The 17,957-nt window shown below is 71.9% G+C and carries 19 protein-coding genes and 1 tRNA gene; 11 read left to right on the top strand and 9 right to left on the bottom strand.

Annotation, left to right across the window (positions count from 1 at the left end):
- The first annotated feature begins 21 nt into the window (after positions 1 to 21).
- Positions 22 to 825 carry an HAD family hydrolase gene (locus HNR61_RS09530; protein WP_182842749.1) on the top strand — a complete coding sequence of 268 codons (804 nt, stop codon included), beginning with the start codon at positions 22 to 24 and terminating at the stop codon, positions 823 to 825.
- A gap of 25 nt (positions 826 to 850) precedes the next feature.
- Here the strand turns inward: HNR61_RS09530 and HNR61_RS09525 are convergent, their stop codons facing one another.
- Together HNR61_RS09525 and HNR61_RS09520 are read right to left on the bottom strand one after the other, a co-directional pair.
- Positions 851 to 1,402 carry a bacterial proteasome activator family protein gene (locus HNR61_RS09525; protein ID WP_067812569.1) on the bottom strand — a complete coding sequence of 184 codons (552 nt, stop codon included), beginning with the start codon at positions 1,400 to 1,402 and terminating at the stop codon, positions 851 to 853.
- Positions 1,403 to 1,415: 13 nt separating this feature from the next.
- On the bottom strand, positions 1,416 to 2,369 hold the full coding sequence (locus HNR61_RS09520) for an NAD(P)H-quinone oxidoreductase (protein WP_182842748.1): 954 nt from the start codon (positions 2,367 to 2,369) through the stop codon (positions 1,416 to 1,418).
- Positions 2,370 to 2,544: 175 nt separating this feature from the next.
- Here HNR61_RS09520 and HNR61_RS49860 point away from each other — a divergent pair, with 175 nt between their 5' ends.
- Both HNR61_RS49860 and HNR61_RS09510 read left to right on the top strand, forming a co-directional pair.
- Positions 2,545 to 4,962 carry a MinD/ParA family ATP-binding protein gene (locus HNR61_RS49860; RefSeq protein ID WP_312897824.1) on the top strand — a complete coding sequence of 806 codons (2,418 nt, stop codon included), beginning with the start codon at positions 2,545 to 2,547 and terminating at the stop codon, positions 4,960 to 4,962.
- A gap of 58 nt (positions 4,963 to 5,020) precedes the next feature.
- Positions 5,021 to 5,422 carry a cupin domain-containing protein gene (locus HNR61_RS09510; protein WP_182842747.1) on the top strand — a complete coding sequence of 134 codons (402 nt, stop codon included), beginning with the start codon at positions 5,021 to 5,023 and terminating at the stop codon, positions 5,420 to 5,422.
- On the opposite strand, the gene HNR61_RS09505 is transcribed toward HNR61_RS09510, so the two are convergent.
- Positions 5,373 to 5,549 carry a DUF1737 domain-containing protein gene (locus HNR61_RS09505; RefSeq protein ID WP_182842746.1) on the bottom strand — a complete coding sequence of 59 codons (177 nt, stop codon included), beginning with the start codon at positions 5,547 to 5,549 and terminating at the stop codon, positions 5,373 to 5,375. The two genes, HNR61_RS09510 and HNR61_RS09505, sit on opposite strands and share 50 nt — an antisense overlap.
- Before the next feature lie 56 nt (positions 5,550 to 5,605).
- Positions 5,606 to 5,695 (bottom strand) — tRNA-Ser (locus HNR61_RS09500).
- A 137-nt stretch (positions 5,696 to 5,832) separates the two neighbouring features.
- Between HNR61_RS09500 and HNR61_RS09495 the strand changes: the two genes are divergently transcribed.
- Both HNR61_RS09495 and HNR61_RS09490 read left to right on the top strand, forming a co-directional pair.
- Positions 5,833 to 6,924, top strand: coding sequence for an RNA-guided endonuclease InsQ/TnpB family protein (locus tag HNR61_RS09495; protein ID WP_182842745.1), 1,092 nt, complete (start codon positions 5,833 to 5,835; stop codon positions 6,922 to 6,924).
- 120 nt (positions 6,925 to 7,044) lie between these two features.
- Entirely contained in the window at positions 7,045 to 7,218 is a 174-nt protein-coding gene (locus HNR61_RS09490; protein WP_182842744.1) for a hypothetical protein, read from the top strand.
- 13 nt (positions 7,219 to 7,231) lie between these two features.
- Here the strand turns inward: HNR61_RS09490 and HNR61_RS09485 are convergent, their stop codons facing one another.
- A complete protein-coding gene (locus HNR61_RS09485; protein ID WP_182842743.1) occupies positions 7,232 to 7,978 on the bottom strand; it encodes a M15 family metallopeptidase in 747 nt (248 codons plus the stop codon).
- A 113-nt stretch (positions 7,979 to 8,091) separates the two neighbouring features.
- Between HNR61_RS09485 and HNR61_RS09480 the strand changes: the two genes are divergently transcribed.
- Positions 8,092 to 8,484, top strand: a complete 393-nt coding sequence (locus HNR61_RS09480; protein ID WP_182842742.1) for a hypothetical protein — start codon at positions 8,092 to 8,094, stop codon at positions 8,482 to 8,484.
- Here HNR61_RS09480 and HNR61_RS09475 read toward each other — a convergent pair whose 3' ends face one another.
- Positions 8,485 to 8,943, bottom strand: a complete 459-nt coding sequence (locus HNR61_RS09475) for a MarR family winged helix-turn-helix transcriptional regulator (protein WP_067812576.1) — start codon at positions 8,941 to 8,943, stop codon at positions 8,485 to 8,487.
- A gap of 169 nt (positions 8,944 to 9,112) precedes the next feature.
- Between HNR61_RS09475 and HNR61_RS09470 the strand changes: the two genes are divergently transcribed.
- From HNR61_RS09470 to HNR61_RS09460, 3 genes are all read left to right on the top strand, one after another.
- Positions 9,113 to 10,123: a pirin family protein gene (locus HNR61_RS09470; RefSeq protein WP_182842741.1), complete on the top strand. Its 1,011-nt coding sequence runs from the start codon at positions 9,113 to 9,115 to the stop codon at positions 10,121 to 10,123.
- 86 nt (positions 10,124 to 10,209) lie between these two features.
- A complete protein-coding gene (wrbA, locus tag HNR61_RS09465) occupies positions 10,210 to 10,845 on the top strand; it encodes an NAD(P)H:quinone oxidoreductase (RefSeq protein WP_182842740.1) in 636 nt (211 codons plus the stop codon).
- Positions 10,846 to 11,173: 328 nt separating this feature from the next.
- Positions 11,174 to 12,358: a DUF8462 domain-containing protein gene (locus tag HNR61_RS09460; protein ID WP_425544488.1), complete on the top strand. Its 1,185-nt coding sequence runs from the start codon at positions 11,174 to 11,176 to the stop codon at positions 12,356 to 12,358.
- Between the two features lie 136 nt (positions 12,359 to 12,494).
- On the opposite strand, the gene HNR61_RS09455 is transcribed toward HNR61_RS09460, so the two are convergent.
- The 3 genes from HNR61_RS09455 to HNR61_RS09445 form a co-directional block, all read right to left on the bottom strand.
- Entirely contained in the window at positions 12,495 to 13,361 is an 867-nt protein-coding gene (locus HNR61_RS09455; protein WP_182842738.1) for a S41 family peptidase, read from the bottom strand.
- A 94-nt stretch (positions 13,362 to 13,455) separates the two neighbouring features.
- On the bottom strand, positions 13,456 to 14,298 hold the full coding sequence (locus HNR61_RS09450) for a MauE/DoxX family redox-associated membrane protein (protein WP_182842737.1): 843 nt from the start codon (positions 14,296 to 14,298) through the stop codon (positions 13,456 to 13,458).
- A complete protein-coding gene (locus HNR61_RS09445; RefSeq protein WP_182842736.1) occupies positions 14,292 to 15,263 on the bottom strand; it encodes a hypothetical protein in 972 nt (323 codons plus the stop codon). The genes HNR61_RS09450 and HNR61_RS09445 overlap by 7 nt, the downstream gene beginning before the upstream one ends.
- A 258-nt stretch (positions 15,264 to 15,521) precedes the next feature.
- Between HNR61_RS09445 and HNR61_RS09440 the strand changes: the two genes are divergently transcribed.
- Both HNR61_RS09440 and HNR61_RS09435 read left to right on the top strand, forming a co-directional pair.
- Positions 15,522 to 16,088 carry a SigE family RNA polymerase sigma factor gene (locus HNR61_RS09440; RefSeq protein ID WP_182843194.1) on the top strand — a complete coding sequence of 189 codons (567 nt, stop codon included), beginning with the start codon at positions 15,522 to 15,524 and terminating at the stop codon, positions 16,086 to 16,088.
- 228 nt (positions 16,089 to 16,316) lie between these two features.
- A complete protein-coding gene (locus HNR61_RS09435) occupies positions 16,317 to 17,930 on the top strand; it encodes a long-chain fatty acid--CoA ligase (protein WP_246442388.1) in 1,614 nt (537 codons plus the stop codon).
- Positions 17,931 to 17,957: the final 27 nt, after the last annotated feature.

Here is a 17,957-nt window from a genome sequence, read left to right as displayed (position 1 = left end):
GGCGGTACGCAGGAAGGTGACATGACCGCTCGCACGCCCCGACTGATCGCCACCGACCTGGACGGCACCATCGTGCGTTCCGACGGCACCGTCTCCGCCCGCACCGTGGCGGCACTGGCCCGGGTCGAACGCGCCGGGGCGACACTGGTCATGGTCACCGGACGGCCACCCCGCTGGATGCACGAGATCGCCACCGCCGTCGACCACCACGGCGTCGCCATCTGCGCCAACGGCGCGGTCCTGTACGACCTGCACACCGAGGCGGTGCTCCGCGCCCGCCTCATCGAACCCGACGTCATCGCCACCACCGTGGAACGGCTGCGCGCCGTCGACGAGGAACTGCGGTTCGCCGTCGAGTACCCCGACGGGTTCGTCTTCGAGGCCCGCTACAACCTGGGCCGCTGGGACGCCGCGGCCCTCGGCGGACGACCCGTGGACGGCGAGGAGCTCACCAGCCGAGGCGGCACGAAACTCCTGGCGTTCCACCCGTCCGCCGACCCCGACACCCTCGCCGAGAAGGCCGCCAAGGCCGTCGGGGACCTGGTCACCGTCACCCACTCCTCCGGCCGCGGCCTGCTGGAGATGAGCGCCCACGGCGTCACCAAGGCCAGCGCGCTCGCCGAGTTCTGCGCCGACCACGGCATCTCCGCCGCCGACGTCGTCGCGTTCGGCGACATGCCCAACGACCTGCCGATGCTCACCTGGGCGGGCACCTCCTACGGCGTCGCCAACGCCCACCCCGACGTCCTCGCCTGCGTCACCCACACCACCCACCGCAACGACGACGACGGCGTGGCACGGGTCCTCGAACGACTCTTCCCGTGACCGCCCGAGGACCCGCCCTCCGGACCTACAGGTAGGGACCCGACGAGTGCCGCGGTGACGGCTGCTCCGCCTCGCCCTGCTGCACCAGCCCGGCCGGCAACGCCCGCCGCATCTGCTCCAGCTGCGCCCGCGCCGCCATCTGCTGCGCGAACAGCGTGGTCTGTATGCCGTGGAACAACCCCTCCAGCCAGCCGACCAGCTGGGCCTGGGCGATCCGCAGCTCCGCCTCGCTCGGCACCGCGCCCTCGGCGAACGGCAACGACAGCCGCTCCAGCTCCTCGACCAGCTCCGGCGCCAGACCGTCCTCCAGCTCCTTTATCGAGGACTGGTGGATCTCCCGCAGCCGGGCACGGCTGGCCTCGTCCAGCGGGGCCGCCTTCACCTCCTCCAGAAGCTGCCGGATCATCCCGCCGATGCGCATCACCTTCGCGGGCTGCTCGACCATCTCGGCCACCGACTTCTCTTCCCGGTCGCCCTCGTCACCGCCGCCCCCGCCGGGGCCGCTGATCGCGATGCCGTTCGGGCCGACCACCAGGACCTGCGGGTCCTGCTCGGAACGCTGCTGAGGCTCATTCATGGTGACTCCAGTCTCACACGGTCAGCAAGATCTTGCCGATATGGCCGCTGTCCTCCAGCAGCCGGTGCGCCTCGGCCGCACGCGCCATCGGGACCCGCCGGTCCACCACCGGGCGCACGTCCCCCGACTCCACCAGCGGCCACACATGCTCACGGACGGCGGCGACGATCTCCGCCTTCTCCTCCAACGGACGGGCCCGCAACGAGGTTGCGTGCACCGAGGCCCGCTTGACCAGCAGCGCGTTCAGGTCCAGCTCGGCCCTCGTCCCGCCCTGCAACCCGATGACGACCAGCCGCCCCCCGGGCGCCAGCGCCTCCACGTTGCGCGCCAGGTACTTCGCGCCCATGTTGTCGAGGATCACGTCGTACGGGCCGTGCGCCACGAAGTCGTCCTCGCGGTAGTTGACCGGCTCCGCACCAAGCTCCCGGCAGAACGCGGCCTTCCGCTCCGACCCCACCGTGCACAGCACCCGCGCCCCGGACGCCCGCGCCAGCTGGATCGCCATCGTCCCGATCCCGCTGCCGCCCCCGTGCACCAGGAACGTCTCCCCGGCGCCCAGCCCGGCGCGCATGAACACGTTCGACCACACCGTGCAGGCCACCTCCGGCAACCCGGCCGCGTCCACCAGCTCCACACCCTTGGGAACCGGCAGCAACTGCCCGGCCGGAACGGCGACCCGCTCGGCGTAACCACCCCCGCCGAGCAGCGCGCACACCTCGTCACCGACGCTCCAGCCCTCGACCTCCGGGCCGAGCGCGACGATCCGCCCCGACACCTCCAGCCCCGGATACGGGGGAGCGTCCTTCGGCGGCGGATAGAACCCGAGCCGCTGCATGACGTCGGCCCGGTTCACCGCGCTCGCCACGACCTCGACGACCACCTCGCCGGAACGAGGCTCCGGATCGGGCACCTGCGTCCACTCCAGAACGTCGGCATCCCCTGGCTCACGGATCACGATCGCATGCATACGCCTCACGCTACCCGCCGCTCACCCGACGGTTTCCGACGCTCCACAGCCTCCCCCGGCGAGGTCGAAGTGTTGGACGTGGCTTTACCGATGGGCCGCATGATATTGGCAGGTATCCTGCCCTGGGACCATGGCCGATCCGTACCTTTTTGCACGGGTCCGAGGGGAGACACGGGTGTCAAGGAACGAGCACGAAGGACGTTCCCTGGAAGAACGTCTGGCCTCGCTGGACAAGATGAACAGCGAGACCGCCGGCCCGTCCGCGACTCCCGCGGAGGAACGGCCCCCCGCGCCGGCCGAGCCCCAGGACAACCCCTGGCTGGCCGCGCCCCCGCCCGCCCCGCCCCAGGAGTTCGGCGCCCCACCGCCGCCCGCCCCGGACGGCTGGTCCGCCCCGCCGCCCCCGCAGGACTTCGACCGGCCGCCGCCCCCCTTCCAGCCCGGCGACGTCCCGCCCCCACCGCCGTACAGCTCCGCGCCCCCGCCCTTCGAACTGCCCCAGCAGCCCTACAACGGCGGCGCCCCGATGCGGCCGCCGTTCGAGTCGCCCTACCCGCAGGGCTTCCCGCCCCAGCAGTTCCCGCCGTTCGAGGGCGACCAGGCCCAGCCCCCGATCGACCCGGCCAACGGCCGGCCCCCGCAGGGGAGCCCCCCGTTCCCACCCGCACCTCCGCAGGAGGGCACGCCCTTCGCGCCCGCGCAGCCGCCGTACGACGCCGCCGCCGGCCAGCCGCAGGAGGGCTCACCCTTCCCGCCCGGCCAGCAGCCCTTCGACCCGGCAGGCGCACCGCACCAGGAGAACGCGCCGTTCCCGCCCGCGCCCCAGCAGGAGGGTGCGCCTTTCGCGCCCGCGCAGCCGCCATACGATGCCGCTTTCGGCCAGCCGCAGGAGGGCTCACCGTTCCCGCCCGGCCAGCAGCCGTTCGACCCGGCTGGCGCGCCGCAGCAGGAGAACGCGCCGTTCCCGCCCGCGCCGCAGCAGGAGGACGTGCCGTTCGCGCCCGCCCCGCCGCCCTTTGACAACGCCGGTGGCCCGCCCCAGGAGGGCGCCCCGTTCCCACCCGCGCCCCCGCAGGAGGGCGCGCCCTTCTCGCCTGCTTCGCCGTTCGACCCGGCTGGCGGCCAGCCGCCGGAGAACAACCCGTTCCCGCCTGGCCAGCAGCCGTTCGACCCGGCTGGCGCGCCGCAGCAGGAGAACGCCGCCTTCCCGCCCGCGCCCCAGCAGGAGGACGTGCCGTTCGCGCCCGCCCCGCCGCCGTTCGACAACGCCGGTGGCCCGCCCCAGGAGGGCGCGCCGTTCCCGCCCGCGCCCCCACAGCAGGGTGCGCCCTTCTCACCTGCCCAGCCGCCGTTCGACCCGGCTGGCGCCCAGCAGCAGGAGGGTGCGCCGTACCCGCCCGCCGCTGACCACCGGCAGCCCCCGTTCGCAGGCGGCGACCCGACCCAGCACGACGCGCAGCCGCAGCCGCCCGCCGACCAGCCCCCGTTCCTCGGTTACGGCCCGGCGACGCAGCAGCCGCACGGCTACGCGCCCCCTCAGGGCTACGGCCCCCAGCCCGGCTACCCGCAACCGGGGTACGGACAGCCCGGATACGGACAGCCGGGTCCCGGCGGCTACCCGCAGCCCCCCACCCCGCAGCACCCCGAAGCCCCACCCCAGACCGCCGAGAGCCTCAGCTCCGAGAACCTCCTCGGCGAACGCCGCATCGCGCCCTCCTCCGGCTGGCGCAAGGCCGTCTACAAGGCCACCGGCGGCAACATCCACCCCGGCGAGTCCCAGGCCGAACTGCGCCGCAAGGACCTCGTCGAACGCGCCCGCCGACCCGTCGCCGGCGGCCACCACCGCGTCGCCGTCATGTCCCTCAAGGGCGGTGTCGGCAAGACGACCACCACCACCGGCCTCGGCTCCATGCTGGCCTCCCTGCGCGGCGACCGCGTCATCGCCGTGGACGCCAACCCCGACCGCGGCACCCTCTCCGACAAGGTCCGCCTGGAGACCGCCGCCACCGTCCGCGACCTGCTCAACAACCCCGAGCGGACCCGCCGCTACGCCGACATCCGCAGCTTCACCTCACAGAACGACGCCCGCCTGGAGATCCTCGCCTCCGACCGCGACCCCGCCGTCAGCGAGGCCTTCAGCGCCGAGGACTACACCGCCGTCGCCGAGATCCTCGAACAGCACTACTCCATCTGCATCACCGACTGCGGCACCGGCCTGCTCCACTCCGCCATGTCCGGCGTCCTCGCCCTCGCCGACCAGCTCGTCCTCGTCAGCTCCCCGTCCGTCGACGGCGCACGCTCCGCCAGCGCCACCCTCGACTGGCTGGAGGCCCACGACCACGGCCACCTGGTCCGCAACGGCGTCGTCGTCCTGTCCATGGTCCGCCAACGCACCCGCAGCCAGGTCGACCTGGACAAACTCCAGGCCCACTTCGAGAGCCGCTGCCGCGCCGTCGTCCGCATCCCCTACGACGACCACCTCGAAGAAGGCGCCGAAGTCGACCTCGAACAGCTCGCCTCCCCCACCCGCGAGGCATACCTGACCCTCGCCGCCCACGTCGGCGACGGCCTCGCCTACCAGCGCCCCCAGTAGCGACACCACGGCCGGTCCCGTTCGCCCGACGGGACCGGCCGCACTACATTCACTCCCCGTGAAGAACGTCTACACGGGCAAGGCGGGACCGGACGCCGCGACCGACCACGGCTGGCTCCTCGGACACTTCAAACCCGAGGACGACCTCCGCCACAGCGCCGAGGTCGAGATCAAATGGGGCGTCCACCGCAGGGGCGACCGCCGCGCCGAGTGGACCACCGACGACAAGCGCACCGCCCTGCTCGTCCTCATCAGCGGCCGGTTCGTCCTGGAGTTCCCCGACGGCGACGTGGAACTCGCCGAACAGGGCGACTACGTCCTGTGGCACCAGGTCGACCACTCCTGGCGGGCCGAGGAGGAGTCCACGGTGATGACCGTCCGCTGGCCCTCCGTCCCCGGCCACAAGATCGTCACTCCGGACGGACCAGAGCCTGCGCCACGATCACCCGATCCCCGTTGAAGGTGACCGAGGGCGACCCGTGCAGCTGGTACCCCAAATCCAGCATCTCGCTGACCCGCCAGCAGAACGTCGCGTCGTCCGGCCCGGTCAGCACCCGGTACCGCGGCAGCTTCTCCTCATGATCCATACCCGGACCCTAACGAAAACGGCCCCTCCCGACAGAACGGAAGGAGCCGCGAGAAGCGGAGGCTGTGGGATTCGAACCCACGGAGCCGGGGTCACCGACTCACCGGTTTTCAAGACCGGCGCCATCGTCCACTAGGCGAAGCCTCCAAGCGTGTCAACAATAGCGGGTCGCAGCCACGAAGGTCACCGAGCTTTATCGAAGGCTGCGTCCGCGATCCTGCCGGCCCACGAGGAACGTTCCGTTCCGCTCCGCACACGTTCCGTCATCGACGCCGTGTTCGACGATGAAGGTGTCGGTTCAGATCAGGTTGTTGCCGACGCGGAGCCAGGAGGAGGCTCTGGCGGCGGCTCTCGTGGCGTGCGACGAGGCGGCCGATCTGGTCTCCGATCTGGCGTGGGAACGTCGTGTGTTCCGGCGCATCGATCTTCAGAAGGCCATGTATGCCGAGGTGAAGGCGCTGGGCCTGTCGGCTCAGCCCGCCATTCATGTGATCCGCAAGGTGGCCGACGCTTATGCGACCGGCCGGAAGAAGAAGCGGCGGCTCCGGGCCGGTGCCGCGCAGCCCTATGACGATCGTTGCCTGTCCTGGCAGTACGAGGCTCGGACGGTGTCGATCTGGACGGTGAAGGGTCGGGTCAAGCGGCTGGCGTACACGGGTTCGGCTGAGCAGTTGGCGCAGGTGGCGGCGTACCGGCTCGGCGAGAGTGATTTGGTGTGCCGGGAGGGCATGTGGTTCCTGCATGTCACGTGCGAGGTTCCGGAGGCTCCGCTCAACAGGGAGCCGGACGGCTTCATCGGTGTGGACCTGGGCATCGTCAACATCGCGACCACCGGCAACGGCAGCAGGTACGCCGGTAAGCGGCTCAATCGGTATCGGGAGCGTCAGCGGCGTCTGCGGATTCGGTTGCAGTCGAAGGGGACGAGGTCCGCCAAGCGGTTGATGAGGAAGCGGCGGTGTAAGGAGAGGCGTACCTCAACGCACGAGAACCATCGGATCGCGAAGTGCATCGTGGCCGAGGCTGAACGCACCGGGCGCGGTATCGCTCTGGAGGATCTCCAGGATCTCCGTGAACGGGTACGGCTACGCAAGCCCCAACGGGTCACGCTGCATTCGTGGTCGTTCCATCAGCTCAGGGAGTTCATCACTTACAAGGCAAGGCGGGCCGGGGTGGTCGTGGTGTGCGTCGATCCGGCGTGCACGTCGCGGATGTGCTCGTGGTGCGGGCACTGTGACAAGCGGAACCGGCTTGATCAGGCTGCTTTTGAGTGCCGGTCGTGTGGCGTCGTCGCGCATGCCGACCGGAACGCGGCGCGGAACATCGCCGAGCGTGGTGTGTCGTGCTGGGCTGCTGTCGGCCAGCCGTACGCGGCCTGATCCGGCGTTGCCGGGGAGGAGCTGCGAGCTTTCGGGCAGTCGACGACCGGTGCACTCGCCCCAGGGGCGCGTGTCTATTTGGCATGAAGAGGGGGGATTTGGTCCGCTACTCTGGCCCGCATGTCGCAGATTCCGAATGATCCGGCCGGGACCACGCAGCAGTTCGAGAACTTCGCCCGGCAGACGCCGCAGCAGCCCGTGAAGACCTCCGGGGTCAACATGGGGCTGGTGATCGGCGTCGTCGCCGTCGTGGCCGTGGTCGCCGTCGCGGCGATCGCCTTCATGATGGTCTGACCTCCGGCGCAGGTCAGCGGCCGGTGCTGGAGAAGTGCTGATAGTCCTTGATGCCGCTCCAGTGGCCGCCCCATTCCCAGCCGATGGAGGCGAACGCCTTGACGACGCGGTCGCCGTCGTGGATGACGCCGGGGTCGCGGCGTTGGCGGTTGCGGAATTTCACGCAGTCCTTGTGGGCGACCTCTCCTGAGCTGGAGACGTAGGGGTTCTCGCAGGGGTTGATGTCGACGGCCAGGCCGTAGGCGTGCTGGGACCAGCGGGTGCCGCCGGTGGAGTTGCGGCAGTTGAACGCCGAGGTGTTGTTGGCCTCGATCGAGTCGAAGTCGCTGCCCTTGTAGACGTCGACCGGTTCCATGCGGCGGATCGGGTAGCGCATGTCGTAGAGCCTGCGGAAGACCTTGACCAGGTCGTCGGCGGCCTGGGCGTTGACGATGAGGCGGCCGTCGGGGTGGGGGCGCTTGTCCATGCCCCAGTAGGTCATCTGGATCATGCGGAGGCCGGACGGGGGGACGGGGCAGCCCTCGCGCCAGGAGTGCTTGAGGTCGGCGGCGGTCACCTTGGTGACGCGGGACTCGAAGCGTTGGACGGCGGGTGTCGTCGTGGTGGTGGGCGGCGGTGTGGTCGTCGCGGTGGTCCGGGGCGGGGTGGCCGTGCCGGCGCCCTTGTCGTCGGAGCCCTGGCCGCATCCGGTCGTGACGGCGGTCGCCGCGGTGAACGCGGTCAGGAGCGCGGCGCCGCGTTTCAGCCCTCTACCTCGCATAACAGCAGGATGACACGGGCGGGGGCCTGCGTGTTGGACATGGATTCGCTACGGTGCGGTGGAGCGACGTGTCCGGTGGAGGACCGTCCCGATGTCGATCACTGGGGGCCGGTATGGCGGAGCCTCAGGAGCGGGATGCGCCCAGCCTGGAGGACGAGATCTTCTCCGTGGCGTCCCGGGTGGAGGAGGCCGCGGTGCGGCGGCCGCCGTTGCTGCGCTGGGAGCGGGTCCCGGAGCTGAAGCCGCGGACGTTCGGCGCGGGGCTGGCGGGGTTCGCGACCTTCCTGCTGGTGGACGCGGTGATGATGTGGGCGCCGTTGATGTCCAGCGATCGCGGGAGCCTGCTGCCGCAGATGGTGACGTTGCTGGTGCTGGCGTTCGGGCTGGGCGGGCTGCTGGCGTGGCAGGTCGGTGGGGGGTGGCGGCCGTTCGGGGTCGGGATGATGGCCGGGTGGCTGTTCCTGACCCTGATCTCGCTCGGGTTCCTGACGGGTGTGGGGTGGTGATCAGTCGGCGTTCAGCCGGTTGATCACGGCGGTGAACGCGCGGCCGATCGCCTCCAGGTCGCCGGGGTCGATCACGTCGATGAAGTACTCGCGGACGGTCTCGACGTGGTCGCGGGCGGCGCGGTCGAGGGCGGCGAAGCCCTCCTCGGTGAGGTGGGCGTAGACGCCGCGCTTGTCGCTGGGGCAGCCGCCGCGGAAGACCAGGCCCTTGCTCTCCAGCCGGGAGCAGGTGTGCGACAGGCGGCTGCGGGACTGGCTGGCGTTGGCGGCGAGTTCGGCCATGCGGAGTCGCCGCTCGGGGGCCTCGGAGAGGCGGACGAGGATCTCGTACTCCGGCAGGGACAGGCCGTGCTTGGATTTGAGGTCGCGGTCGAGCAGTTCGGTGAGCCGGATGTTACCGTCCACGAAGGCGCGCCAGTGGAGTTGCTGTGTGGCATCGAGCCAGCGCGGTTCGGTCATGTCGCCCAGTATAGAGCCTTCTGTTGAACTTTCAACTATGTGGGGCTAGAGTCGGTCGTGCCGGTCGCGGACGGGGGATCCGTCTCCGGGAATAGTTGAAGATTCAAGCACGTTGTGCGGGGCGACCGGCCCGATCGGGGGCCGGTCCCCGAAGACCCAGGAGGCACCGATGCCCGCCGTCACCGCGAACCCGCTGACCCTGCCGCGGCTGCCGCGGCTGCCCGAGTCGACCACCGGCTGGCGGCGCGTCGCCAAGGTGGTCACCGCCGAGCGGCACGTGGAGGGCGAGGGCTTCCAGGTCCGCCGCCCGTTCCCGACCGCGAGCCTGGCGCTGGCCGACCCGTTCCTGCTGCTGGACCACATGGGCGCGGTCGAGTACGCGCCCGGCGAGGCCATGGGAACGCCCTGGCACCCGCACCGCGGCTTCGAGACCGTCACCTACATGATCGACGGGGCGTTCCAGCACCAGGACACCACCGGCGGCGGCGGAGTGATCACCGACGGCGGCACCCAGTGGATGACGGCCGCCTCCGGCATCCAGCACATCGAGCAGCCCACGCCCGAGCTGGTCGCCAAGGGCGGCCTGTTCCACGGCGTCCAGCTGTGGGTGAACCTGCCGCGCTCCAAGAAGTGGCTGGAGCCCCGCTACCAGGACATCGGCCCGCGCGACGTCGCGCTCGTCACCGCCGAGGACGGCTCGTCGGTCGTCCGGATCATCGCCGGTGCGCTGGGCGAGCACCAGGGCCCCGGCATGACCCACACGCCGATCAACTACGTGCACGCCACCGTCGCGCCCGGCGCGCGGCTGGCGCTGCCGTGGCCGCGCGAGTTCAACGCGATGGTCTACGTGCTGTCCGGCGACGGCGTCGTCGGCCGCGAGGAGATCGGCCTGGGGGAGGGGCAGTTCGCGATGCTGGGCGGCTCGCACTTCCAGGGCGAGCAGGACGGCATCCTGCTGCGCGCCGCGGACGCGCAGCCGGTGGCCGGCAAGAACGGCTGGGAGGTGCTGGTCCTCGGCGGGCTGCCGATCCGGGAGCCGGTCGCCCGCTACGGCCCGTTCGTGATGAACACCCGCGAGGAGATCATCCAGGCCTTCGAGGACTTCCAGGCGGGCCGGATGGGAACGGTCCCGGCGCAGCAGGTGCCGCACCGGACCAGCGCCGACACCGCCGTCAACTGATCCAGACCCCCTCGGGCGCGGCCGCCTCACGCCCGCGCCCGGGGGCCTCCACCACACCGCGCACCACCACCACGAGGGGAAACGTCATGTCCGTCGAGCGTCCGGTCCGCGTCGCCGTCGTCTACTACTCCGCCACCGGAACGGTCTTCGCCCTCGCCAAGGCCGCCGCCACCGCCGCCGAGAAGGCGGGCGCCGAGGTGCGGCTGCGCAGGGTCCGGGAGCTGGCCCCGGAGGAGGCCATCGCCTCCAACCAGGGCTGGGCCGAGAACGCCGCGGCCACGCAGCACGTCGTCGAGGCGTCCCTGGACGACCTGGAGTGGGCCGATGTGATCCTGTTCGGCGCGCCGACCCGCTTCGGCCTGCCCGCCGCCCAGCTCAAGCAGTTCATCGACACCGCCGGTGGCCTGTGGGCGAGGGGTAAGCTGGTGGACAAGGTCGTCAGCTCGTTCACCTCCACCGCCACCGCGCACGGTGGCCAGGAGTCCACCATCCTGGCGATCAACAACACCTTCTATCACTGGGGCGCGATCATCGTGCCGCCCGGTTACGCCGACCCGGTCCAGTTCCAGATGGGCAACCCGTACGGCACCAGTCACGTCTCGAACAACGGCGAGGTCGGGCCGGGCGAGGTCGAGCTGGTCGCGATCGGGTTCCAGACCACCCGGGCCGTCGAGGTCGCCGCGGCGCTGAAGGCCGGACGCTACGCCCTCGAAACCTCCTGACCTGCGGTTGTTCCGTTCCGGACCGCCACGGGCCGCGCACTGGGGGGAGCGCGGTCCGTGGCCTTTTCGTGTCCGAGGAGTTGCCGGGGTTTGGGGTGACGGCCGGGACCCCATGCGCTACTGTGTTCGAACAGTCGAACAGCAGTTCGACTGGCTTGTTCGGGCCGGTCCCGGCACGTTCGCCTGGGGAGGCGACATGGTGGCCACGCTGGAGGGAACGGCCTCGCGCTGCGGGGACAGGCGCGTGGCCGCGACACGCCACAGTGCTTTCTACGGAAATCTACGACCGCAGCTATACCGCCTCATAGAGTCCGAGACCGTGGACCCCGTGCGCAACCCCTACGCCCCGGGCGCCGGGCAGCGCCCCCCGGAACTCGCCGGCCGCGACCGCGAGCTGCGGCAGTTCGAGGTCGTGCTGGAACGCGTCGCCCGCGGCCGCCCCGAACGCAGCATGATCATCACCGGGCTGCGCGGCGTCGGCAAGACCGTGCTGCTGAACTCGTTCCGCTCGATGGCGATCCAGAGGCTGTGGGGCACCGGCAAGATCGAGGCCCGGCCGGAGCAGTCGATCCGCCGCCCGATCGCCTCGGCGCTGCACATGGCGGTCCGCGAGCTGGCCCCCCGGCACCGCGCGCCCGACCGGATCGAACGGTTCCTCGGCGTGCTGAAGTCGTTCGCCCAGTCCGGCCCCGAGGACGAGGCCAAGGGGCGGGCCCGCGCGCACCGCTGGCAGCCGGGCATCGACGTGCCCGCCACGCGCGGCCGCGCCGACTCCGGGGACCTGGAGATCGACCTGACCGAGCTGTTCGTGGACGCCGCCGAGGTCGCCACCGACGTCGGCGCGGGCATCGCGCTGTTCGTGGACGAGATGCAGGACATCCCCGCCGACGACGTGTCGGCGCTGTGCGCGGCCTGCCACGAGCTGTCGCAGAGCGGCGGGCCGCTGATCGTGGTGGGCGCGGGCCTGCCGCACCTGCCCGCCGTGCTGTCGGCGAGCAAGTCCTACTCCGAACGCCTGTTCCGCTACGCCCGCATCGACCGCCTGGACCGCGAGTCCGCCGACATCGCCCTGCTGGCGCCCGCCGAGCGCGAGGGCGTGACGTTCACCCCCGAGGCCCTGGACGCGCTCTACGGCGCGGCCGACGGCTACCCCTACTTCGTGCAGGCGTACGCGAAGGTCGTGTGGGACGTCGCCCCCGACTCGCCGATCACCGCCGACGACATCCGGGTCGCCGCCCCCGAGGCCGAGAACGAGCTGGCGGTCGGCTTCTTCGGCAGCCGCTACGAGCGCGCCACCCCCGCCGAACGCGACTACATGCGCGCGATGGCCGCGCTCGGCGACGACCCCGTCCCCACCTCCGCCGTCGCCGAGGAACTGGGCCGCAAGCCCTCCAGCCTGTCACCCGCCCGCGACGGCCTGATCAAGAAGGGGCTCATCTACAGCGCCGAGCGCGGCGTGGTGGCGTTCACCGTCCCCCACTTCGGCCGGTTCCTGCGGGCCCAGCCGGTGTGAGGACTCTCTAACGGTCTCTAGCCCGTGCGCTAGAGACCCGTATAAGGCCGCATCGGTGCGGGCCGCCCGCGTCTCCGGCGTGCGCTACGAGAATCTAGCCCTCTCTAGCGCACGCCCTAGACAGCCGTATAAAAGATCATCGAAGGCTCGACAGCCAGACCACCGCCGCCGCGAGGGCGTCCTCGGCGGGCTCGTCCGGCTCGATCGGCGCGGCCGGGTAGGCGTGCCCGGTCCGGTCCGCCTCCCCCGCCACGGTCAGCACGAGCATCGCGCCGTCCGCCAGGTCGATCGCGACGTTCCCGGTGGGCACCCCGCCGGTCGGCGCGCCGAACGTCCGCGTCCCCGGCCGCCCCCGCAACGCGATCACCACGGCCTCCGCCGCGCTCATCGTGTCCCCGTCGGTCAGCACCGCGACGGGCGCGTCCGGGGCGGCGAGCGCCAGCGGGTTGGCGGGCAGGGGCAGCGTCTCGTCGTCCACGAAGATCCGGCCGTCGCGCTGCGACCAGACGCCCTCCTCCTCGCCGCCGGCGTTGACGAACGCCCCGATCCGCCCCTCGCCGAGCAGCGGCGCGAGCACGGTGAGCGGCGCGTACATGCCGCCCCCGGTGTTGCCGCGCAGGTCGACGATCCACCCGGCGGACCGGGCCGCGTCCAGCTCGCGCAGCAGCGCCACGCCGGCGCCGACGTAGCGCTCGTCCTCGGCCTCGTCCCCGGACGACTCCGGCAGCGCCACGAGCGCGAACCGCCCCTCGACGATCTTCCCGGTCGGCATCGTCCCCGACGCCGCGCCGCCGTCCTCCCCGCCCTCGCCGCCCTCGCCGAACGCCTCCCGCACCGCCTCCGGCGTCAGGAAGAAGGTGTGCGGATCGCCGAGCGCCCGCACCGCGCGCTGGATCTCCCCGTACACCTCGGCGGGCGACGACGCGCCCTCGGTCCGCGCGAACGCCTCGGCGCGCAGCGCCGTCCAGTCCACATGCTCGCGGCGAAGGGAATGCTCTTCCAACAGGTCCAGGACATGAGCGAGATATTCGTTCGGCACATCACGTACCGTAACGGGCGAACGAGGCGGGGAGGCCCCTCTCCGCCGGCCTCTATGATCATGCCTGGAATCCCCTGGAGAGCCCCGCGCCCGCCGTGCCCTCCCGTTCCAGCACCGCCGAGCGCACCATCCGGTCGCGCTCCGCCGTGGACACCGCGAAGACGATCTCCACCTCGCGCTCCCCGAAGCGCGCCGGGTACACCAGGAACCGCCAGCAGCCCTCCCGCCACACGTCCAGCGGGACCGCGCTCATCACGAGGTTCTCGTAGGCGGCCCACACGTCGCTGTCGTGCAGCGTCGCGTACGTCTCGCCGAGGGTGCCGCGCCGCCGCGCGCACGGCACCCGGGGCCGCCCGCCCTGCCGCCCGAGCAGCCGCCGCACCAGCGTCCCCAGCTCCGGCGACAGCGCCGCGAACAGCGCCAGCTCGACCGTCACCACCAGCCCGACCTGCGCCGTCCCCGCCCGCAGCACGTCCATCCCCGCCAGCGGCGCGCTGAGCGCCGCGATCGCCGCGCCGGTGAACAGCATCGCCCGCGCCACGCTGCGCCGCCCGACCCGCTTGTCGCTGAGCCCCCCGAAGCAGCCGCAGCCCGCGTCCGGCCGGTGCGTGCGCATCTCGCTCACCGCCCAGGTCGCCACCGCGAACGCCACCGCCGTCGCCACCCGCACCGACAGGTGCGAGGTCACCAGCAGCGCCAGCCCCAGCACCCCCTCGGCGGCGGCCACCCCGACCGCCGCGCTCCGGCGCCGCCGCAGCGCCGTCACCCGCAGGGGAACGCCGTGCACGTGCGTGGTGCCGCCCGCCGCGGCCGGCTCGCGCACCGCCAGCTTGGCCAGGCACGCCGCCAGCAGCACCGCCGCCAGCAGCAGCACCTGCGCGTTCTGGAACGCGGTCACCATGGCGACCCCTCCTCGTTGCGCACTCCGTGATGGACGGCCACGTTGAAACACCCCGCCGCCAGGTCCCCGCCCAGCCCCGCGAACGCGACGGCCGTCAGCTCGACGATCCGCCCCCGGGGCGAGGTCCCGCACTCCACGCACCGGTCGCAGTACCGCGCCGCGACGCATCCGCACTCGACCACCGGCACCACGGCGGCCCGCTCCCCGCACTCGTTGTGGACGACGACCTCGCTGCCCAGCGACAGCCAGGGCAGCACCGCGCACCCCGCCGGCGCGTCGACGCAGCCGCCCGCGTGCCCCTCGCCGTCCACCGCCGGGTACGCCAGCCCGAACACGTCCCGCGACGCCCCCACGCCGCCGAACCAGGTGGCCGTGCCCCGGACCGGGTCGGGCGGCGCCTGGTACGGGTCGGCGGCGGCGGGGCGGTCGGCCCGGTAGCCCGGCTGCGACGTGCCCGGCGTCACCGCCACCGGCCCGTCCGGCGACGTCACGCACACCACGTCGATCAGGTAGCCCGGCTCCAGCCGGGGATGGCGCACCAGCACCCGGCCGAGGACGCGCGGGGGGATCACCACATGGGCGCGTCCCCGATGCGGGCCCATGTCCACCTCCACGGTGTCCCTCCCGCGCGTCAGGACGGTGCCGGTCACCCGGCCGATGTCGACCCACACCCGGTCGGCCGCCGGCCCGTCGCCCCCGGCCCGCACGACCGCCCGGCGCCCCGGACGCAGCGCGGCGAGGCCCCCGCTCCCGCCGCGCCAGATCCGGGTGGCCTCGGTCATCGGCACCCGGGTCTCCCCGGCGGCCGTGCGCAGCACCAGCAGATGCGGGCTGGCGTCCAGAACCGTTCCGGCCAGCACCCGCAGCGGCGGACGCGCCCCCTCCGGGACACCGCCGGGCGCGGGCGCCTCCAGCACCGCCCGCCGGCGACGGCGGCGCGCTTCCCGGTCACGGACTGGCGGCATCGGCGGCCCTTCGACTCGGCTCTTCACCCGTGGGTCACTGGTGTGAGGACAGTGAGTCAAGAGTCACGCGCGGTCACACGTCTGTCGACGGATTTGTCGCGATAAGTCAGAACGAGGTAGAGGTTTGTGCCACTCGGTATATTTCTTCTCTCCCGGTTGACGCTAAAATGCCTTTTATGTTGACCCGAAATTACGATCTCCGTGCGATCGTCAAACGTGGAGAGGGCCGTGACGGCCTCCCACGTCGGTCGCAACGGCATGGCTCCGCGGGGGCCCCGGAACCCCTGGCTCGGTGGTCTCTTGAACAACACGCGGCATGAGGAGTTCCGTGAGTATGTCACGGCCCGCGAACGCGTCCTGATGCGCACCGCGCTCCAGCTGACCGGTGACCGCGCCGACGCCGAGGACCTGCTCCAGGCCGCTCTCGCCAAGACCTACCTGGCCTGGGACCGCATCCAGGACCGCGCCGCCATGGACGGCTACGTGCGCCGCGCCATGGTCAACACCCAGATCTCCTGGTGGCGCCGCCGCAAGCTGGAGATCTACCCGACCGACGAGCTGCCCGACAGCCCCGTCGACGACCACACCCGCCGCAGCGAGCTGCACGACGCCCTCCACCGCGCCCTGCGCCGCCTGCCCGAGCGCCAGCGCCTCGCGGTGATCCTGCGCTATTACGAGGACATGCCCGAGGCGGAGATCGCCGAGGCCCTCGGCATCAGCGTCGGAACGGTGAAGAGCACGGTGTCCCGGGCGATGGCGAAACTGCGCGAGGACACGGGCCTGGGCACCGATTTCAAGATCCCTCCACAACTCCCCGAACGCTGATCGGCCCTCTTCCCCCCACCGCCGGGACGCGCCGGGACGGACCATTGCCGGAAGGGGCCGAAGCGGCGGGACATAAACGCGTGGATTGCTCACGTTCTCCCCGGCGAGCCATTGATGATCGCGAAAGCGCGCGGCCGCCCGCCGGCCCGGGGTGCTGACAAAAACCCGCGTAACGGACAGAATCCGGTTCAAGGTCCGCCGAGCCGGAGGTGCGCCGTGTGGAGCACGATGCAGGACTTCCCCCTCACCATCACGTCGATCATGCGGTACGGGACGGAGATCTTCGGGCGGTCGGCCGAGGTCGTCACCTGGACCGGCGGTGAGCCGCGCCGCCGGAGCTACGCCGAGGTCGGCGAACGCGTCGCGCGCCTGGCGGGCGCCCTGCGCGGCCTGGGGGTGGACGCCGACCAGCGCGTGGCGACGTTCATGTGGAACAACGCCGAGCACCTGGAGGCCTACCTCGCCGTCCCCTCCATGGGCGCGGTGCTGCACACCCTCAACCTCCGCCTGGCCGCCGACCAGATCGCCTACATCGCCGACCACGCCGAGGACGACGTCGTCATCGCCGACGCCTCCCTGATCCCGCTGCTGGCCCCGGTCCTGCCCCGCATGAAGACCGTGCGGCACGTGATCGTCGTCGGCGAGGGCGACACCGCGCCCCTGGCGGGCGCGGGCAAGCGGCTCCACGACTACGAGACGCTGCTCGCCGCCGCGCCGCCCGCCTTCGACTGGCCCGACATCGACGAACGCCAGGCCGCCGCCATGTGCTACACCAGCGGCACCACCGGCAACCCCAAGGGCGTCGTCTACTCGCACCGCTCGGCCTACCTGCACTCGATGGTCGTCTGCACCGGCAACTCCGCCGGCCTGGACGCCCGCGACCGCGTGCTGCCGGTCGTGCCGATGTTCCACGCCAACGCCTGGGGCCTGCCCTACGCCGCGCTCATGGCCGGCGCCTCGCTGGTCATGCCCGACCGCTTCCTCCAGGCCGAGCCGCTGGCCCGGCTCATCGCGGCCGAACGCCCCACCGTCGCCGGGGCCGTCCCCACCATCTGGGCCGACCTGCTGCGCCACCACGGCGAACACGGCGGCGACCTGTCGAGCCTGCGGCTGGTCAAGTGCGGCGGCTCGGCCGTCCCCGAGTCGCTGATGCGCGCCTTCGACGAGCTCGGCGTCCCGATCATCCAGGCGTGGGGGATGACCGAGACCTCCCCGCTCGCCACCGTCGCGCACCCGCCCGCCGACGCGACCGGCGAGGACGCCTGGCGGTACCGCGTCACCCAGGGCCGGATCATCGCCGGGCTGGAGGTCCGGATCGTCGGCGACGACGACCGCGTGCTGCCCCGCGACGGCGAGGCCGTCGGCGAGGTCGAGATCCGCGGCCCGTGGATCACCGGCGCCTACCACCGCGACGAGGACCCCGCCCGCTTCCACGACGGCTGGCTGCGCACCGGCGACGTCGGCACCCTCACCGCCGACGGCTACCTGGTGCTGACCGACCGCGCCAAGGACGTCATCAAGTCCGGCGGCGAGTGGATCTCCTCGGTCGAGCTGGAGAACCACCTCATGGGCCACCCCGACGTGATCGAGGCCGTCGTGGTCGGCGTCCCCGACGACCGCTGGCAGGAACGCCCCCTGGCCTCCGTCGTCCTCCGCGAGGGGGCGACCGCGACCCCCGCCGAGCTCAAGGGCTACCTCGCCGCCCGGGTCCCGAAGTGGCAGCTCCCCGAACGCTGGGCCCTCATCGAGGAAGTACCGAAGACCAGCGTCGGGAAGTTCAACAAGCGCGCCGTCCGCGGCCGCTACGCGAACGGTGAGCTCGACGTCGTCCGGGTCGACTGACCTGCGCACCCCAGGCGGCACCTTGGG

It is taken from the genome of Actinomadura kijaniata, from assembly GCF_014138665.1.
Classification (GTDB): domain Bacteria; phylum Actinomycetota; class Actinomycetes; order Streptosporangiales; family Streptosporangiaceae; genus Spirillospora; species Spirillospora kijaniata.
The sequence above is the reverse complement of the archived record's forward strand: the minus strand, read 5'-3'. Positions and strand labels throughout refer to the sequence as shown.

Coding starts and splice junctions, on each gene's coding strand:
- HNR61_RS09485 (WP_182842743.1), bottom strand. CDS start 7,978: ATGCGAGGTAGAGGGCTGAAACGCGGCGCCGCGCTCCTGACCGCGTTC.
- HNR61_RS09450 (WP_182842737.1), bottom strand. CDS start 14,298: ATGGTGACCGCGTTCCAGAACGCGCAGGTGCTGCTGCTGGCGGCGGTG.
- HNR61_RS09505 (WP_182842746.1), bottom strand. CDS start 5,549: ATGGATCATGAGGAGAAGCTGCCGCGGTACCGGGTGCTGACCGGGCCG.
- HNR61_RS09530 (WP_182842749.1), top strand. CDS start 22: ATGACCGCTCGCACGCCCCGACTGATCGCCACCGACCTGGACGGCACC.
- HNR61_RS09525 (WP_067812569.1), bottom strand. CDS start 1,402: ATGAATGAGCCTCAGCAGCGTTCCGAGCAGGACCCGCAGGTCCTGGTG.
- HNR61_RS09445 (WP_182842736.1), bottom strand. CDS start 15,263: ATGCCGCCAGTCCGTGACCGGGAAGCGCGCCGCCGTCGCCGGCGGGCG.
- HNR61_RS09480 (WP_182842742.1), top strand. CDS start 8,092: ATGGCGGAGCCTCAGGAGCGGGATGCGCCCAGCCTGGAGGACGAGATC.
- HNR61_RS09520 (WP_182842748.1), bottom strand. CDS start 2,369: ATGCATGCGATCGTGATCCGTGAGCCAGGGGATGCCGACGTTCTGGAG.
- wrbA (WP_182842740.1), top strand. CDS start 10,210: ATGTCCGTCGAGCGTCCGGTCCGCGTCGCCGTCGTCTACTACTCCGCC.
- HNR61_RS09435 (WP_246442388.1), top strand. CDS start 16,317: ATGCAGGACTTCCCCCTCACCATCACGTCGATCATGCGGTACGGGACG.
- HNR61_RS09440 (WP_182843194.1), top strand. CDS start 15,522: ATGGCTCCGCGGGGGCCCCGGAACCCCTGGCTCGGTGGTCTCTTGAAC.
- HNR61_RS09495 (WP_182842745.1), top strand. CDS start 5,833: ATGAAGGTGTCGGTTCAGATCAGGTTGTTGCCGACGCGGAGCCAGGAG.
- HNR61_RS09475 (WP_067812576.1), bottom strand. CDS start 8,943: ATGACCGAACCGCGCTGGCTCGATGCCACACAGCAACTCCACTGGCGC.
- HNR61_RS09490 (WP_182842744.1), top strand. CDS start 7,045: ATGTCGCAGATTCCGAATGATCCGGCCGGGACCACGCAGCAGTTCGAG.
- HNR61_RS09470 (WP_182842741.1), top strand. CDS start 9,113: ATGCCCGCCGTCACCGCGAACCCGCTGACCCTGCCGCGGCTGCCGCGG.